Below are 17,188 nucleotides of genomic sequence, written 5' to 3' on the forward strand. Positions count from 1 at the left end.
GTGTTGGGGCGAAGGCCTTTTGGTTACTTTTGGGCCTTTCCAAAAGTGACCCGCTGTAAGAGCGGAACCATAAGCAGCCGTTACCGCAGCAACGGATATGTACTCAACAAATCGTCAAATCTGAAACCGCTGCCGCTCCGTCTCATACAACGGCTTCACCAACGCAAACTCATGATCAATCTGATCCACCAACGCCCCCAAATCCGCATTGGACTCAACAGACTCAACCTCCAACCGCTGACACAACTGCGCCAACCTCACCGCCCCAAGGTTCCCACTGCTCCCCTTGAAACTATGCGCAATCCGCCCCAACGCCTTCGCATCATCCCTAGCCTTGCGCAGCGCCTCGACACGCTTCTGGGAATCATCAAGAAAGGTATCCAGCAACTTCGGATACTCGCCCTCCATGACTTCCTGCAACCCCGACAACACCGCCGGGTCCAGATGTAGATCAACCACTTGCTCGCTCCTTGATCAAGAATCGGCGGATTATGCCAGAGCCTCCCAGCAAAACTCCACGCGCACACTACGCCCGCCATCCGACCAGCCTACATGGCTGCTCAATTGCCGTACCAGGCTCAAACCCCGGCCAGACAGACGGTCCATATCCAGCGGCCGCGCCAGCACCTGCTCCACATCAAACCCCGGACCGCTATCCTCAATGCGCAGGGTCATCTTCCCACCCGCCCCAACCGGCACCACCTGCACATGCACCCGTATATACCCACTGTTCAGTTGCGCCAGGCGGTCATTACGCTGACGGTAATAGTCGGCAAACCCTTGAGCATCGCGCTTGAGCCGCGAATCCAGCCCCAGCACGCCATGCTCCAGCGCATTCGAATACAGCTCGGCCATCACACTGTAGAGCGCCCCGCTCTGCTCACGCAGGCCATGGATCTCCAACAACAGTTGCAGCAGATAGGGCAACGGGTTGTAACGTTTCAGGGTTTCAGCGCGAAACTCGAAACTCACCGACCAATCCAACGGGCACGACTGCCCACTGTCCGCATACAACGGCCCCGAAGCACGCAGTTGCTGGCCAGACTGCAAGGTGATTTCCACCATACTCACGTCATCACGCACTTCACCGCGAAACGCCGCCAGTGCCTGTTCGATCTCTTCAAATAAACGATCAGGCTCGCGATTGGCGGCAAATACCTGCTGTAGGCGTTCGGCACCGAACAATTGATCGTTGGCATCGGCGGTATCCAGCACCCCATCCGACAACAGGAACACCCGATCACCCAGGGCCATAGGCCAGACTTCAGTGCGATCATCAAAAGCCTCGGCCGACAGCACCCCCAACGGCAAATGCCGCGATTGCAGCGGCGTGCGTTTGCCGGTGGCGATTTCATGCACGTAGCCTTCCGGCATGCCGCCGTTCCACACCTCCACCACCCGCCGCTGCGTGCTCAGGCACAACAGGGTGGCGCAGCAGAACATGTCCACCGGCAGGATGCGTTTGAGCTTGGCGTTCATCTCCCGCAGGGTCTGCGCCAGGCCGTAGCCCTTGGCGGTCATGCCGTAGAAGACTTCCGCCAGGGGCATGGCCCCCACCGCCGCCGGCAAGCCATGGCCGGTGAAGTCGCCGAGCAGCACGTGCATGTCACCGGACGGTGTATAGGCCGCCAGCAGCAGGTCGCCGTTGAACAGTGCGTAGGGCGATTGCAGGTAGCGGATATTCGGCGCGGCATTGATGCAGCCCGAATGCGCGACCTTATCGAACACCGCCTTGGCCACCCGCTGCTCATGCAGGAGGTAGTCGTGATGCTTGGCGATCAGGTCGCGCTGCTGCAGGACCGTGGCCTGCAACCGGCGCAGGCGGTCCATGGCGTTGATTTTCGCCGCGAGAATCAGCTGGTTGTAGGGTTTTGGCAGGAAGTCATCGCCGCCGGCATCCAGGCACTGGGCCAGGGCTTCGCTCTCGCGCAGGGAGGTGAGAAAAATCAGCGGCACCAGCTCTTCACCCGCCAACTGCTTGATCCGGCGCGCCGCTTCAAAGCCGTCCATCACCGGCATCAGCGCATCCATCAACACCAGTTGCGGGCGCTCGCGGGTAAACACCTCGACCGCCTCAGCGCCATTGGTGGCCGTGAGTACCTGGTGACCCTGGCGCCGCACGATGGTCGACAGCAACAGCAAATCGGTGGCGCTGTCTTCGGCGATCAGGATCGTCAGCGGCTCAAGGACCGGGGCCAGGGCGCTCAACTGATGTCGAACAGTTTGTCGAAGTTGGAGATGGCGAGGATCTTGCGCACGTCGGAGTTGCTGTTGACCACCCTGACCTCCGACTCGTCGCCACCGGCGTGGTCACGCAGGAGCAGGAGCATGCCCAAGGCCGAACTGTCCATGTAGGTAGTGTCCTTCAAGTCGACCACGTACAACTCGGGCACTTTGTAGAAACGCTCGTAGGCATCGCGAAACGTCTGGTGGCTGCCGAAATCAAACCGCCCCTTGACGGCGATCGTCAACTTCTTCCCATCCAGGGATACTTCTGACTCGACTGACATGCGACTGCTTCCTTGTCATTGGCAATGACACAAGGTTTAGCAGGAGAAGGCGCCGCGGGCAACTTTCAATAGACGTCTTTGCGCGGCATGCGTTGGGACAGTTCGTCGAGCAACTTCTGCTCACGCTTGTCTTCAAGCGCCCGCGCCTCGTCGATGTAGCGCTGCACCAGCTTGCGCAAACCTTCAACCCGGGCAAACGCCGCTTGCCAGCTTTCGCGGGCTTTATCGAGGTTGTTCTGGTGCCAGGCCAGGCTTTGGCGCTGCTGGCCGACGGCGGTTTCCAGTTGGTTGAGAAAGCCCTGGTAGCCCATCAGCCATTGGCCCGACACGCCTTTGCTGCCGCGCTCGATCCACTGCTGCTGGTACTCACCGCGAAAGCGCTCCAGGTCGCCCAGCTTGCTTTCGGCCAAACGGACTTGCCCCTGGAAGTAACCCAGGCGCTGCACGGCGGTTTTCTCGGCCTTTTCGGCCATGTCCACTACCGGAGCCAGGCGTGCGGCGCGGCTGTTGGCCATGGTTTAGCCGCCCGGCGCCGGGGCGAAGATCGATTGCAGGTGCGCTTCGCTTTCGCCCATGCTGATCTTGTCGTTGAGGCCTTGGCGCAGGTAGGTCACCAACTGCGGTTGCAGGGCGATGGCCAGGTCGGTGTCGCGATCGCCGCCAGCCACGTAGGCGCCGACGCTGATCAGGTCGCGGCTCTGTTGATAGCGCGACCACAATTGCTTGAATTGTTGCGCGCGGATCATGTGTTCCGGCGTCACTACCGCCGGCATTACCCGGCTGATAGAGGCCTCAATGTCGATGGCCGGGTAATGCCCTTCTTCAGCCAAGCGCCGTGACAGCACGATGTGACCATCCAGCACACCCCGCGCCGAGTCGGCAATCGGGTCCTGCTGGTCATCGCCTTCGGACAGCACGGTATAGAACGCAGTGATCGAGCCACCACCGGCTTCGGCGTTACCGGCGCGCTCCACCAGCTTGGGCAACTTAGCGAACACCGACGGCGGATAGCCTTTGGTGGCCGGCGGTTCACCGATGGCCAGGGCGATTTCCCGCTGGGCCTGGGCGAAACGCGTGAGCGAGTCCATCAGCAACAGCACGTTCTTGCCCTTGTCGCGGAAATATTCGGCGATGCGCGTGCAGTACATGGCGGCGCGCAGGCGCATCAGCGGTGCATCGTCCGCCGGGGACGCGACGACGACCGAGCGCTTGAGGCCTTCTTCACCGAGGCTGTGCTCGATGAATTCCTTCACCTCGCGGCCCCGTTCGCCGATCAGCCCGACCACGATGATGTCAGCCTCGGTAAAGCGCGTCATCATGCCGAGCAGTACCGACTTACCCACGCCGGTACCGGCAAACAGGCCCAGACGCTGGCCACGGCCGACCGTCAATAATCCGTTGATGCTGCGAATGCCCACGTCCAGCGGCACGCTGATGGGGTTACGGTTGAGCGGGTTGATGGTGGGGCCGTCCATCGGCACCCAGTCTTCGGCCTTCATGCCGCCCTTGCCATCCAGCGCGCGGCCGGCGCCGTCGAGTACACGACCGAGCATGCTCATGCCCATCGGCAGGCGGCCGGTGTCGGCCAACGGCACCACGCGGGCGCCGGGGGCAATGCCCGCCAAGCTGCCCACGGGCATCAGGAAAATCTTGCTGCCCGAAAACCCCATCACTTCGGCTTCGACCTGCACCGGGTGGTAGCTGTCGTCGTTGATCACCATGCAGCGGCTGCCCATGGCGGCGCGCAGACCTTCGGCTTCGAGGGTCAGGCCGACCATGCGCAGCAGGCGCCCTTCGAGGATCGGCTGGCCAGGCAACTCGGTAGCTTCGGCGTAACCGCTCAAGCGCTTGGCGAAGCTGGTGCGATCAAGGCGCATCGGGAGTGTCCAGGTCCACGCTCAGGTCGGGCTCGGCAGGGTTCAACACCTGCTCGTGGGCCTGGTCCAGCAGCTTGGCCATGATCTGGCTGATGCGGGTTTCCACCGTAGCATCGATACGGCTGTGTTCGGTCTCGACGCGGCAACCACCGGGCTGCAGCGACGCGTCCTCGACGATGCGCCAGGTTTCTTCATGGCGCTCGCGCAGGGCTTTGACCTGTTCGAAATCCTGCGGGTTGATGTACAACCGTACATTGCCGACGCCCAGGGGCAGCAGCTTGAGAGCTTCGCGCATCACGCTTTCGATATGGCTGGAGTCCAGCACCAGCTCGCGCTGGATCACCTGGCGGGCAATGTGCTGCACCAGCTCGACCATGGCTTTTTCGATCTGCGAGTCCTGCTCGGCGATGGGGTCGAACAGCCCGCCCATCAAGCGCTCCAGGCTGGCCAACTTGACGCTCAGCGCCTCCTCGGCTTCCTGGCGGACCTTGAGGGTGGTGCTGCGAAAACCATCTTTTTCACCGGCCGCGAAGCCCTCGTTGTAGGCCTCCTGGCGGATGGCTTCCAACTCTTCGAGGGTCAATGGCTGGACTTCCTCCAGCGGCACTTCTTCCATTTCCGCCGGTGGCTCTTCAACCGGTTCCGGCTCGGGCTCGGGCACATGCGGATCGAAGCTGGGCAACGACCAGATGTCGAACCCACCGACGTCCCGCGCGCGAATCAGATCGCTGGGCGCCTCATCTTTGTTCGACATGAGAGGCGCCTTAGATCATTTCTTCGCCGCCCTTCCCGCCGAGAACGATTTCTCCGGCTTCGGCCATACGGCGGGCAATGGTGAGGATTTCTTTCTGCGCGGTTTCCACGTCGCTGACGCGCACCGGGCCTTTGGCTTCCAGGTCGTCGCGCAACAGTTCCGAAGCACGCTTGGACATGTTCTTGAAGATCTTCTCCTTGACGTTTTCGTCCGAGCCCTTGAGGGCCAGTACCAGCACGTCGGAGGACACTTCACGCAGCAACGCCTGGATGCCACGGTCGTCGACATCGGAGAGGTTGTTGAACACGAACATGAGGTCTTCGATCTGGCCGGACAGGGTGTCGTCGATCTCGCGGATCGAGTCCATCAACTGGCCTTCGACCGAACTGTCGAGGAAGTTCATGATATCGGCCGCGCGCTTGATACCGCCCAAGGTGGTGCGCGAAGCATTCGAGTTGCCGGAGAACTGCTTCTCCAGAATCGTGTTGAGTTCTTTCAGGGCCGCCGGCTGCACGGTGTTCAGCGACGACACGCGCAGGATGATGTCCAGGCGCACTTTATGGTCGAAGTGGCCGAGCACTTCACCGGCCTGGTCCGGGTCGAGGTAGGCCACCACGATCGCCTGGATCTGCGGGTGCTCGTAGCGGATCACGTCGGCAACCGCGCGCGGTTCCATCCATTTGAGGCTGTCGAGGCCGCTGGTGTTGCCACCGAGCAGGATGCGGTCGATCAGGCCGTTGGCCTTGTCTTCGCCCAGGGCCGAGGTGAGCATCTTGCGGATGTAGCTGTCGGAACCGACACCCAGGCTGGTCTGGTCGCCGACGATCTCGACGAACTCGCTCATCACCTGCTCGACTTGCTCGCGGTGCACATTGCGCATCTGCGCCATGGCCACGCCGACACGCTGAACCTCTTTGGGGCCCATGTGGCGCAGCACTTGGGCGGCGTCGGTTTCACCGAGGGACAGCAGCAGGACTGCGGCTTTGTCGACCTTGGTGAGCTTGGCAACAGCGGCTCGATTATCACTCATCTGCGTTGATCCACTCTTTCACGACCTGGGCCACACGGCCCGGGTCTTCTGCCACCAGACTCTTGATTGCGTTCAGCTGAGCGTCATAGCCTTCGCTCGGGCTTGGCAACAGGATGCTTTGCGGGCCGCCGAGACTGACGCGGTCGTTGGCCAGTTCGCCGTCGAGGCCGCCCATGCCACCCAATTCCACGTCGCCACCGGCCAGGGCCAGCTGTTTCTTGCCGTTGCCGGTGATGTTGTTGAGCACCGGACGCAGCACGCCGAACACCAGCACCAGGATGAACAACACACCCAGCACTTGCTTGACGATGTCCCAGAACCACGGCTGCGAGTAGAACGAAGGTTCAGCGATCACTTCGCCACGCTCGGCGGAGAACGGCATGTTGATCACGCTGACGCTGTCACCGCGGCTGGCGTCAAAACCAACTGCGTCCTGCACCAGGCGAGTGAAGCGCGCCAATTCATCGGCGGTCCATGGGGCACGGGTAACGGCGCCATCGGCGGCATTGACCTTGACTTGGTCATCCACCACCACCGACACCGACAGGCGATTGACGCGACCCTGTTGCTGCTTGGTGTGGCTGATGGAACGGTCGAGCTCGAAATTCTTGGTGGACTGGTTACGTTTGTCCGCCGGGTACGGGGCGAGCATCGGCTGGCCAGTGGCCGGGTCCATGATCTGTTGGCCGTTGGCATCCAGCAGTGGCTGGCCTGGCTGAATCGCACCCGCGCTGGCAGCAGTGCCACCGGTGGTTTGCGGCGCCGAAGCCGGGGCTGGCGGCTGGTTGCTCAGGGCGCCCGGCACACCTTGCGGCGGGCCATTGGCGGCGGTGCGTTGTTCGCTGGTGGACTGCTCGCTGCGCAAGGCAGGCTGGTCCGGGTTGAATTGCTCGGAGGTCGACTCGACGGCGCTGAAGTCCACATCGGCGGACACTTCAGCCTTGTAGCGGTCGTTGCCCAGCACCGGTTGCAGGATGTTGTGCACACGCTGGGTGAGCATGCTTTCCACGCGACGGCTGTAGTCGAACTGCTTGCCGGCCTGGGTCAGCGCGGAGTTTTCCGCCTGGTCGGACAGCAGGTTGCCCTTCTGATCCACCACGGTAATTTGCGATTTGCTCAGTTCAGGCACGCTGGTGGCGACCAGGTTGACGATCGCCAACACCTGGCCAGGCTCCAGGGAGCGACCGGCAAACAGTTCCACCAATACCGAGGCACTTGGCTTGCGCTCATCGCGCACAAACACCGAGCTTTTCGGAATGGCCAGGTGCACGCGGGCACCCTTGACGTTGTTCAAGCTGGAGATAGTGCGCGCCAGTTCGCCTTCCAGGCCGCGACGGTAGCGGGTGGCTTCCATGAACTGGCTGGTGCCCAGGCCCTGGTCCTTGTCGAGGATCTCAAAACCGATGTTGCTGTCGGACGGGGTCACGCCGGCGGCGGCGAGTTTCATACGCGCACGGGCCACGTCGTCGGCCTTGACCAGCAGGGCCCCGGAGTTGGGCTCCACGGTGTAGGCAATGTCGGCGGCCGCCAGGGTTTCCATGATCTGTTTGGAATCCATGCCCGCCAGGCTGCCGTACAGCGGCCGGTAATCAGGTTGCTGCGACCACAACACCACGGCAAAACCAATCGCCACGCTCGCTGCCAGGCCGACCATCAGGCCCACCTGACGCAGCATGGTCATTTCGGAGAGGTTTTCCAGGAACGACAGGCCAAACAGCGGCGGCTTGCCGTCTGCCTTGGCGGGTGCGTTGTCCACGACTGCTTCTGCCATGACTTAAATCTCGTCCTTAAACCGGCATCTGCATGATGTCTTGGTAGGCCTGAACCAGCTTGTTACGCACTTGGGTCAGGGCCTGAAAGGAAACGCTGGCCTTTTGCGAGGCGACCATCACATCGGTGAGGTCCACGCCGCTTTTGCCGATTTCAAAGGCGTTGGCCAACTGGCTGGAGGCTTGCTGGGTGTCACTGACTTTGTTGATGGCCTGGCCGAGCATATCGGCGAAGCTGCTTTGGCCCAGTTCCGGCGCTGGCGCGACGGATTTCGGTTGAGCCATGGCATCCATTTGCATGGAGCGCATATCCAACATCAACCGATTGAACTCAATACCCTGGCTCATGAACTTCTCTCTCCGACAACCCGCATGTTTTTTGACGCTACGCCGCAATTACTAGGGGAGGTAGCAACAAGGGTGCCAGCTCTGTATCAACTCGTAAGAAAAGGCGACAAACCTTGTCGACCTTGTTACCGGTTATGTGGCGAACAGATACGCTTCCACATCCATCCCGGCGTCGCGCATCTGCGCCAGCTTGTAGCGCAGGGTGCGCGGGCTTATCCCTAAGCGTTCAGCAGCCTCTTTGCGACGGCCGCGCTCGGCGCGCAGGGTGTCGATGATCATCTGGAATTCGCGGCGACGCAGGTCGTCGCCCAAGGCTCCGGCGGTCTCGGTTTCGACCACCACGGGTGCGGGTGCCAGGGTCGGCAACGGCGCAGCACCGCTGCCCATCGCCAGGCAGAAATCCTGAGGCTGGATCAACCCGCCCTGCTGCAGGATCAGCGCACGCTGGATAGCGTTGTCCAATTCCCGCACGTTACCCGGCCACGGGTAGTCGATCAGGCAGGCCTGAGCCTCGGCCGACAGGCGCGCCTGGGCGTGCTTCATTTTTTTGACGTGGTTGTTCAGCAGACGCTCGGCCAGCGGAATGATGTCCGCCGGGCGCTCGCGCAACGGGCGCCAGGCCAGCGGGAATACCGAAAGCCGGTAAAACAAGTCTTCACGGAAACGCCCCGCCGCCACTTCGCCCGCCAGGTCGCGGTTGGTGGTGGCAACCACGCGGATATCCAACTGGATCGGCTTGCGCGCGCCGACACGCTCCACCTCACGCTCCTGCAACACCCGCAGCAACTTGGCTTGCAGGCCCAGGGGCATTTCCGAGATTTCATCGAGCAGGATGGTGCCGCCGTCGGCTTGTTCAAACTTGCCCGCCTGGGCCGCGATGGCGCCGGTGAAGGAGCCCTTTTCATGACCAAACAGCGTGGCTTCGAGCATGTTGTCGGGGATCGCCGCGCAGTTGATGGCGATAAACGGCTGCTTGGCGCGGGTCGATTGCTGGTGGATATAGCGCGCCAGCACCTCTTTGCCCGTGCCGGACTCGCCGGAAATCAACACAGTGGAATCGCTACGCGCCACGCGGGCCGCCAGTTCCAGCAATTGTGCGCTGGCTGGCTCGAAGGCAATCGGGCCTTCGCCGTCACTGGCCGGGATCACGCCGAAGGCATGCCGCGCGACGAGTTCGATCAAGGCTTTAGGTTCGAAGGGTTTGACCAGGTAATCCGCCGCTCCCTGGCGCATGGCGTCGACCGCACGCTCGACCGCACCGTGGGCGGTCATCAGCAACACCGGCAACTGCGGCTGACGCGCACGCAGCAGGCCGAGCAACTGGTGGCCGTCCATGCCGGGCATGTTGACGTCGCTGACCACCAGGCTGAAGGCCTCCTGCTCCACCGCCTCCAAGGCGTCCTCGGCAGACCCGACCGCCCGATAGTCATGGCCCGCCAACAGCAGCGTGTCAGCCAATGCTTCACGCAGGGCGCGATCGTCTTCCACCAACAGAACCTTGATAGCCATATCCTTTCTACTCCGCGCTTGCCGCGCTGGAAAACAGCGGCAAGGTCATCAATGCACAGGTGCCACGCCCGACACGGGAATGCAGTTGCAATTCTCCCTGATGGGCACGTGCCACTGCCTTGACCACGGTCAGGCCCAGGCCGGTACCGTTGGTCTTGGTGGTGAAAAACGGTTCGCCCAGGCGCTGCAACACGGCGGGCTCGATGCCACTGCCACTGTCGCTGATACACAGCCGCAGGTTTTGCTCGCGGCTGTACAGGTGCACCTTGAGTCGCGCACCGGGGCCGCTGGCCTGGGTGGCGTTTTCGATCAGGTTGAGCAGCGAGCCCACCAGCGTGTCGCGGTTGCACAGCAGCTCACCGAGGTGGCTGTCGCACTGCCAACGCACCTGGACATCCTGAATATGGGTAGCGGCCGCCGCTTGCAGGGCCTGCATCAGCTCGGCTGGTTTGATGCGGTCGGTGAGCGGTAACTCGCCACGGGCAAACACCAGCATGTCGCGCACCTGGTGCTCCAACTCATGCAGGCGCTCCTTGAGACGACCGGCAAATCGCTGGTGGGTGGCGGCGGGCAATTGCTCATCAGTCAAATGACTGGCGTAGATCAAGGCAGCCGACAGCGGCGTGCGGATCTGATGCGCCAAAGAAGCGACCATGCGCCCCAGGGACGACAAACGCTCATGGCGCGCCAACTGGTCTTGCAAGTGACGGGTTTCAGTCAGGTCATTGAGCAGCACCAACTGGCCGGGCTCCGCGTCCAGGGAACGGGTAGCAATGGACAAGCGGCGGCCGTCTTTCAAGGAAATTTCGTGACCGTCATCTTCACGCGGCGCAAAGCAGCGGGTGATGACATGCCGCCACAGCTCGCCTTCCAGCGGCAGGCCAAGCATGTCGCAGGCAGCCGGGTTGGCTTCGCGCACACGGCCTTCTTCGTCGATGACGATCACCCCGCCGGGCAGCAGCGACAGCAGGTTTTGCAGACGGTTGGCCAAGCGTTCTTTCTCGGCCAACTCTTCCATGCGCTGGGCACTGACCACCGCCAGTTCACCTTTAAGCTCGGAAACCCGGGCTTCGAGCAGGCTGTAGGAATCGGTCAATTGGCTGGACATCTGGTTGAACAGCGAAAAGGCCTGTTCCAGGCCCTGGCGGCTTTGCTGTTCTACAGAGGGAGCCAGCCCCGCAATGGCAGGACTGGAAGAATGTTGGGCGGCGTGGGGCATCATGCTCTCTCGCTTGGCTGACCGTCAGTTAAACGGAACGTTGCGAGGGTTGTAGCAATACCCGTGCCTAAAAAAATAGGCTTAGTTTTCAGTCAGTTGAAAAACAGGCGTCAATCATCCGCCTGTTCATCACCTTCTTTGCGGCTCATGCCGTACTTGCGCATCTTCTCCACCAGGGTGGTCCGACGGATGCGCAAGCGCTCGGCGGCACGGGCGACGATGCCGTTGGCGTCGTCCAGGGCCTGTTGGATCAGGCCTTGTTCCAGGTTGCCGAGGTAGTCCTTCAGGTCCAGGCCTTCGGGCGGCAGCATCGCGGTGTTGCTGAAGTCAGGGGCATGACCGTTGATGGCAACGCGTTCTTCCATGTCGCTGCGCAGGCTGTCGACCAGTTGCTCGTCTTCGTCGTCGACGTAGCGGAATTTCTTCGGCAGCTCGACCACGCCGATCACGCCGTAGGGATGCATGATCGCCATGCGCTCCACCAGGTTGGCCAACTCGCGGACGTTGCCCGGCCAGCCGTGGCGGCACAGGGACATGATCGCGGCAGAGTTGAAACGGATCGAACCACGCTTTTCGTGTTCCATGCGCGAGATCAGTTCGTTCATCAGCAGCGGGATGTCTTCCACGCGCTCGCGCAGCGGGGCCATCTCGATCGGGAATACGTTGAGGCGGTAGTACAGGTCTTCGCGGAAGCTGCCGACCTCGATCATGCTTTCGAGGTTCTTGTGGGTGGCTGCGATGATGCGCACGTCGACGCTCTGGGTCTTGTTGCTGCCCACGCGCTCGAAGGTACGTTCCTGCAACACGCGCAGCAGCTTGACCTGCATCGGCAGCGGCATGTCGCCGATTTCATCGAGGAACAGCGTGCCGCCGTTGGCCAACTCGAAACGCCCGGCACGGCTGGTGATCGCCCCGGTAAAGGCGCCCTTCTCGTGGCCGAACAGTTCGCTTTCAAGCAGTTCTGCCGGGATCGCCCCGCAGTTGACCGGCACAAATGGCCCGTCGCGGCGCTTGGAGTGATAGTGCAGGTTGCGCGCGACCACTTCCTTGCCGGTGCCGGACTCGCCGAGGATCAGCACGCTGGCGTCGGTGTCGGCCACTTGCTGCATCATCTGGCGTACGTGCTGGATGGCGCGGCTGGTGCCGACCAGGCTGCGGAACAGGTTGGGTTCGCGGTGACGGCCGCGCTCGCGGGCCTGGTCGTACATCTCGCGATAAACCTGGGCGCGGTGCAGGGAATCGAGCAATTTGCTGTAGCTGGGGGGCATTTCCAGGGTGGAAAGCACCCGGCGGCGCTGGTCTTCGGGCAGGTCGACGGAAGAAATATCGCCCATCAGCAACACGGGAAGGAACTCATCCCAGGTTGACAGTGTCTTTAACAGGCCCAAAACAGCGCCAGGAGCGTTTACCGTCCCGATCAGCACACAAATGACTTCACGGCTCGATGACAATGAGCTGACCGCCTGCTGCCAATCATGGCTGCCGCAGGGCAGATTTTCTTCGCCAAGAAAATTCAAAATCACCGCTAAATCGCGGCGGCGGACGCTATCGTCATCAATCAGCAGAATTTTGGTTTCACGCCACATGCAATAGCAACTTCCCTAGTTAACTCAAATGCCCTCGAGTCGGGGCAATCTAGATGGCTGTAGGCTTTTTCTGCCAACAGCCGTCTGAATTCTGAAAACAGCACTAGTTAAGTCAAAAAATCGCGCGCAGTCAAATTTATGACGCGCGTTCGGATTAACTGAGCCAGTTCAGCCGAACAGATGGTAAACCTTTGACGCATTTTTCGCTTGGTTGATCTGCGACATCTCTTCGAAAATCGCCTGGCGTTCGCCCTTCGTCACTTCCAGCAAACGCTCATAGACAGCAAGCAGGCTCTCCAGCTTTTGGCGCAGTACGTCTTCGTCCACCGGCGCTTCGCAGAGCACTTGATCAATCACCGCACGACACCCCAAATCCAGCTCACCAATGGCATCCCAGTTACGCTCAGCCAGCGCGCCAACCAAGGCATCACGGGTTTCGTCGATCTTTTGCAGTGCATGACTCATGACATCATCCTCAGGCCAATTGGCCTACAGTGTTGCAATCCCGTCCCAGCCTTCCTTCAACGTAATCATCAGCCCGGCGACTTCATCGATCATCGCAACGTCGTTTTGACGGTTCGCTTCCATTAAACGCGTGCTCATGTAAGCGTATAAATTATCCAATTGCTGCAACGCTGCAGGATCATCGGTTTTTTCTGGATTCAGACCGTCGCGCAAACCGACAAGAATATCCACCGCCTTACCCAGCAGCAGCCCCTTCTGTGCGATATCGCCACGGGCCATAGCGCCTTTGGCCTGGGCCATACGATCCAACGCCCCCTCCATCAGCATCTGTACCAAGCGATGGGGACTCGCCTCGGAGACTTGAGCATGGGAATTGACCTTCTGATATTGGCGAAGGGCTCTCATGGGATTCATGTTTCTACCTCGTAACCGGCACAGCTAAATAAGAAGGCTCTGATTAATATGTCGACTGTGTCGCAAAAAACTTTAACCCGAACCGCCAAGGGAGATACCCGGCACCCCGGCTCGGCGCGCCAGGCAACGCAGTGGAATCAGTTGTTCTTGGCATTGTTCAATGCGTTGAGAGTCCCCAGAACACTGTCTTTCTGGGCATTCAGCTGTGCGACCAGGCCGTCCATTGCCGTGTACTTCGCAGTCAGGCTGGTTTGCAGGCCGGCAATACGCTGATCCAAGGCATCCTGCTGTTTTTTCAAATCAGTGAGACTGTCACTCAGACTCGAGGATCGTTTCGCAAATACGCCCGTGTTGCTTTGAGCGAAGCTGGCCGTCGCCTTCGTCATGCGCGCCAACAAACCATTATCACCACTGAAAACACTGTTAATGTCCGTCGAGTTGGTCTTCAGTGCAGCGTCCCACTTCTTATCATCGATCGACAGCAAACCGGTTTTCTGATCGGTGGAAATACCGAAAGACGCAAGAGATTTAAGCGCCCCAGTTCCCGATAACGCGTTCAACTCGTTACGAACCGACGTCACCAATGAGCGAACCTGAGCATCCCCGGTAAGCGCTGCGGCGGTAATGGAATTATCAGGGTTCTTTGTGGCAACGGTTTCGGTGTTGATCGCCTTCATCAGTGCGTTGTAGGTGTCGACAAAACCTTTCACCGATGACTTCAAGGTGGCGTTACTGGCCGCCACAGAGATAGTGCTTGCAATCGGCACAGGCGGCGTACCCGTCGTCTTTGGCGACTCAGCCAACAACTTGATCGTAACGCCACTAATTGCGTCAGCCAGCGTATTATTTGTGGACTCTTGCTCACTCCCGTCGAGGGTGTACTTGGCGTTTTGCGGAGGATTACCCACCACGGTCGCCCCCACATCCAGGCCGGAGTTGCCCGAAAGGGTCAGGTCCGTCCCCTTACCAGTGGTCGTTGAAGTAACAACCAAGCGAGAGCCATTGGAGTCAGTCAAAATGTTTGCACTCAAGCCTGCAGAAGCAAACTGAGTATTCAGGGAGTCACGTACCTGCTGCAATGTCGAACCCGCCGGAATATTAAGATCGTAGTCTTTTCCGGACTGAGTGATCGTCAGCGTGGTAGGGGCTGTACCGCTGTTGACAACCGTGTTGGCGCCGCCCTTGAAGTTTGCCGTAGATACCTTCGAGGCCGTGGCCAACTGGGTAACGATCAGCGAGTAGCTCCCCGAAGACGCGCCAGTCCCCATGGTGACCGTGGAGACTTTCTCATCTGAGGATGTTGCCGACAAACCACTGAAACTGGTGTTCTTCGACATATTGTCAATGGCGCCACGGAAAGCATCCAGGGCCGCCTGAATTTTCCCGATCGACGATAGCTGGGTGGTAGCTTTCAGCGTCTGGTTGTTGATCGCTGTTTGCTTGGGCGCTTTTTCAGCGTCCACCAGAGATTTCACAATTGCCTGGGTATCGATATGCGAACCCGGGCCGCTAATCGTTGGACCTGCCATCGTCTTTCTCCTAATTCAAAGGCTGATGCTTTATTGACGGACTACGTCTCGAACAGCACCAGCAACAAAATTCATGCCACTTCAGGCCTTCGCGTCAAACAGCAGACTGCTGGCATCGTGAAGGCTTTGAGCGAGTTTCAAAGCTGTTTCCGAAGGGATCTGGCGAATCACTTCACCACTCTCGGTAGCAATGACCTTGACCACTACCTGGTGGGTCGAATCATCAATGGAAAAATCGAGTGTGCGCTGGGTAGCCTGAATAAATTCTCGGATATCCGAGACCGCTTTTTCCAGATCAGCACGCTTGGGCTCAATCGCAGGCTGGATCTTGGCGTCCGGCTTAGTGTCAACTTGGTCAGCGACTGTGTTTACGGGTGCAGGCACACTCTGTGGTGCCGGCGCTGGATAAGACAGGTTCAACTTGACGCTCATGTCCATGTCCAATCTCCTCATCACGAAAAAGACAAAAGGGCACGTAAACGCGCCCTTCCGTCAGTCATCAAGCATCGCTGTTACTGAAGCAGCTTCAGTACGGCAGACGGCAGCTGGTTAGCTTGCGACAGGATCGCAGTGGACGCCTGCTGCAGGGTTTGCTGCTTGGTCAGCTGAGCTGTTTCAGATGCGAAGTCAACGTCCTGGATCACGCCACGAGCTGCAGTGGAGTTGTCCGAGATGCTGCGCAGGTTCGCAACAGTGCTGTCAAAACGGTTTTGGACCGCACCGAGGTCAGCACGCTGGGAGTCGATGTTCGAGATCGCCTGGGAGATCACGTCGACAGCGTTCTGAGCGCTGGTGGAAGTCAGCACGTTAGTGTCGGAAACAGCGGTTTTCTGCGAGCTGATAGAGGTAGCACCGAACAGGGCAGTAGCGCCGGCAGCACCTGCAACGGAGTAGCTGCTGCTGGAGTTCAGGGAAATAGCACCTACAGCAACCAGGTTGTCAGCCAGAGCGGTAGCGTTGGCACCAACATAGGCACCGTCGCCACCCTTGGTGTTGATGCTAATGCCTGCCGCAGCAGCGTTAGAACCGCCTACAGTGATGTTTTCACCGGTGTCGGACTTGATCGAAAGGTTACCCAGCTTGGCGTCGTAGTTAACGCTGATACCCAGTTTGGCAGCGTTGGACTTCAACTGTTCTGCCATGCTGGAAGCGTCGGTTACACCCACGAACTTAACAGTGGCGCCACCGATAGTCAGGCTGAAGTTGGCCGGTGCAGTAGCGTTGACAGTCGCGGAGTTGAAAGTGAACTGAGCTTCAGTGCTGGCAGTTGCAGCCAGGCCACTTACGCCCGCAGCGTTGATCTTGGAAGCCAGGGAGCCGGCAGTGTCAGCCGCAGTCACAGCAACAGTAGGAGCAGCGCCGCTACCGGTCAGGGTCAGGGTGTCTGGAGTAAAGCCAGTACCTGCTTTGATGGCAGCAGTTTTGAGTTGTTGCGAACCAATGGCCTTGGCCGACACGTCACCCAGAGTCATGTTGATAGTCTGGTTGGCGTTGGCGCCTACTTGGAAAGCGGTAGTACCGAAAGAACCGTCCAGCAGGTTACGACCACCGAAAGTGGTAGTAGTGGAAATACGGGTCAGTTCTGCAGTCAGTGCAGCGTATTCGGCGTTGTTCGACTTACGGTCGTCTTCGCTTGGCGAGCCGTTGGCGGATTGCAGTGCCAGGGTACGCATTTTTTGCAGAATGTTGGTGGATTCCTGCATCGCGCCTTCAGCAGTTTGCGCGATGGAGATACCGTCACCGGCGTTCTTGATGGCAGTGCCCAGGCCGTTGATTTGGCTGGTCAGACGGTTGGAGATTTGCAGGCCGGCCGCATCGTCCTTGGCGCTGTTGATACGCAGGCCGGAGGACAGGCGCTGCATGGAGGTTTGCAGGGAGCCGGAAGCCTTGTTCAGGTTGTTCTGAACGGTCAACGATGCAAGGTTGGTATTTACTGTTAAAGCCATGACGAAATCCTCGTTGGATGGATACTGCGGCTTCCGGCCCTGGCATCCGCCGGGTGTGGCCTAGAGAACCTACGTAATAGTTATCGTCGTGGTAGCCGGTTGCTTGAGGATTTTTTTTGATTTTTTTACTGGCGCCGTGCCACTCCTTGCAATTCAAGGGTTTACGCGGGTCCGAAACCCCGTTTTCATTGGGTTTTCAGGCGCCAAATAAAAAACGCCGAAGCTCTCTCGA

17 protein-coding genes are annotated in these 17,188 nt (G+C 59.7%); all 17 read right to left on the minus strand.

Annotation, left to right across the window (positions count from 1 at the left end; translation table 11 throughout):
* Positions 1–114 precede the first annotated feature (114 nt).
* Complete coding sequence (locus HX868_RS22700) at positions 115–459, minus strand: Hpt domain-containing protein (protein WP_028617322.1); 345 nt, start codon at positions 457–459, stop codon at positions 115–117.
* A 30-nt stretch (positions 460–489) separates the two neighbouring features.
* Positions 490–2,208: an ATP-binding SpoIIE family protein phosphatase gene (locus HX868_RS22705; RefSeq protein ID WP_177004435.1), complete on the minus strand. Its 1,719-nt coding sequence runs from the start codon at positions 2,206–2,208 to the stop codon at positions 490–492.
* Entirely contained in the window at positions 2,205–2,510 is a 306-nt protein-coding gene (locus HX868_RS22710) for an STAS domain-containing protein (RefSeq protein ID WP_016975641.1), read from the minus strand. The genes HX868_RS22705 and HX868_RS22710 overlap by 4 nt, the downstream gene beginning before the upstream one ends.
* Positions 2,511–2,575: 65 nt before the next feature.
* Positions 2,576–3,025: a flagellar export protein FliJ gene (gene fliJ / locus HX868_RS22715; RefSeq protein WP_016975640.1), complete on the minus strand. Its 450-nt coding sequence runs from the start codon at positions 3,023–3,025 to the stop codon at positions 2,576–2,578.
* A gap of 3 nt (positions 3,026–3,028) precedes the next feature.
* Complete coding sequence (gene fliI, locus HX868_RS22720; RefSeq protein ID WP_038847746.1) at positions 3,029–4,387, minus strand: flagellar protein export ATPase FliI; 1,359 nt, start codon at positions 4,385–4,387, stop codon at positions 3,029–3,031.
* The gene (gene fliH / locus HX868_RS22725) at positions 4,377–5,141 is read right to left on the minus strand and encodes a flagellar assembly protein FliH (RefSeq protein WP_177004436.1); all 765 of its coding nucleotides are present in this window, start codon (positions 5,139–5,141) and stop codon (positions 4,377–4,379) included. The genes fliI and fliH overlap by 11 nt, the downstream gene beginning before the upstream one ends.
* A gap of 10 nt (positions 5,142–5,151) precedes the next feature.
* A complete protein-coding gene (gene fliG / locus HX868_RS22730; protein ID WP_010208743.1) occupies positions 5,152–6,171 on the minus strand; it encodes a flagellar motor switch protein FliG in 1,020 nt (339 codons plus the stop codon).
* On the minus strand, positions 6,164–7,942 hold the full coding sequence (gene fliF, locus HX868_RS22735; protein WP_016975637.1) for a flagellar basal-body MS-ring/collar protein FliF: 1,779 nt from the start codon (positions 7,940–7,942) through the stop codon (positions 6,164–6,166). The genes fliG and fliF overlap by 8 nt, the downstream gene beginning before the upstream one ends.
* A gap of 16 nt (positions 7,943–7,958) precedes the next feature.
* Complete coding sequence (gene fliE, locus HX868_RS22740; RefSeq protein ID WP_015885194.1) at positions 7,959–8,288, minus strand: flagellar hook-basal body complex protein FliE; 330 nt, start codon at positions 8,286–8,288, stop codon at positions 7,959–7,961.
* A 132-nt stretch (positions 8,289–8,420) separates the two neighbouring features.
* Entirely contained in the window at positions 8,421–9,797 is a 1,377-nt protein-coding gene (locus HX868_RS22745) for a sigma-54-dependent transcriptional regulator (protein WP_177004437.1), read from the minus strand.
* A 7-nt stretch (positions 9,798–9,804) separates the two neighbouring features.
* Positions 9,805–11,016 carry a sensor histidine kinase gene (locus tag HX868_RS22750; RefSeq protein ID WP_095017636.1) on the minus strand — a complete coding sequence of 404 codons (1,212 nt, stop codon included), beginning with the start codon at positions 11,014–11,016 and terminating at the stop codon, positions 9,805–9,807.
* A 110-nt stretch (positions 11,017–11,126) separates the two neighbouring features.
* Positions 11,127–12,602: a sigma-54 dependent transcriptional regulator gene (locus HX868_RS22755; RefSeq protein ID WP_016975634.1), complete on the minus strand. Its 1,476-nt coding sequence runs from the start codon at positions 12,600–12,602 to the stop codon at positions 11,127–11,129.
* 168 nt (positions 12,603–12,770) lie between these two features.
* A complete protein-coding gene (fliT, locus tag HX868_RS22760) occupies positions 12,771–13,067 on the minus strand; it encodes a flagellar protein FliT (protein ID WP_177004438.1) in 297 nt (98 codons plus the stop codon).
* 24 nt (positions 13,068–13,091) lie between these two features.
* Positions 13,092–13,481 carry a flagellar export chaperone FliS gene (fliS, locus tag HX868_RS22765; protein ID WP_016975632.1) on the minus strand — a complete coding sequence of 130 codons (390 nt, stop codon included), beginning with the start codon at positions 13,479–13,481 and terminating at the stop codon, positions 13,092–13,094.
* A gap of 137 nt (positions 13,482–13,618) precedes the next feature.
* On the minus strand, positions 13,619–15,010 hold the full coding sequence (gene fliD, locus HX868_RS22770) for a flagellar filament capping protein FliD (RefSeq protein WP_016975631.1): 1,392 nt from the start codon (positions 15,008–15,010) through the stop codon (positions 13,619–13,621).
* 81 nt (positions 15,011–15,091) lie between these two features.
* On the minus strand, positions 15,092–15,448 hold the full coding sequence (locus tag HX868_RS22775; RefSeq protein ID WP_177004439.1) for a flagellar protein FlaG: 357 nt from the start codon (positions 15,446–15,448) through the stop codon (positions 15,092–15,094).
* A gap of 74 nt (positions 15,449–15,522) precedes the next feature.
* On the minus strand, positions 15,523–16,956 hold the full coding sequence (locus HX868_RS22780; RefSeq protein WP_016975629.1) for a flagellin N-terminal helical domain-containing protein: 1,434 nt from the start codon (positions 16,954–16,956) through the stop codon (positions 15,523–15,525).
* Between the last annotated feature and the right edge of the window lie 232 nt (positions 16,957–17,188).

The sequence above is a fragment of the Pseudomonas reactans genome (assembly GCF_013385825.1).
In the GTDB taxonomy this organism is placed as follows: Bacteria; Pseudomonadota; Gammaproteobacteria; order Pseudomonadales; family Pseudomonadaceae; genus Aquipseudomonas; species Aquipseudomonas reactans.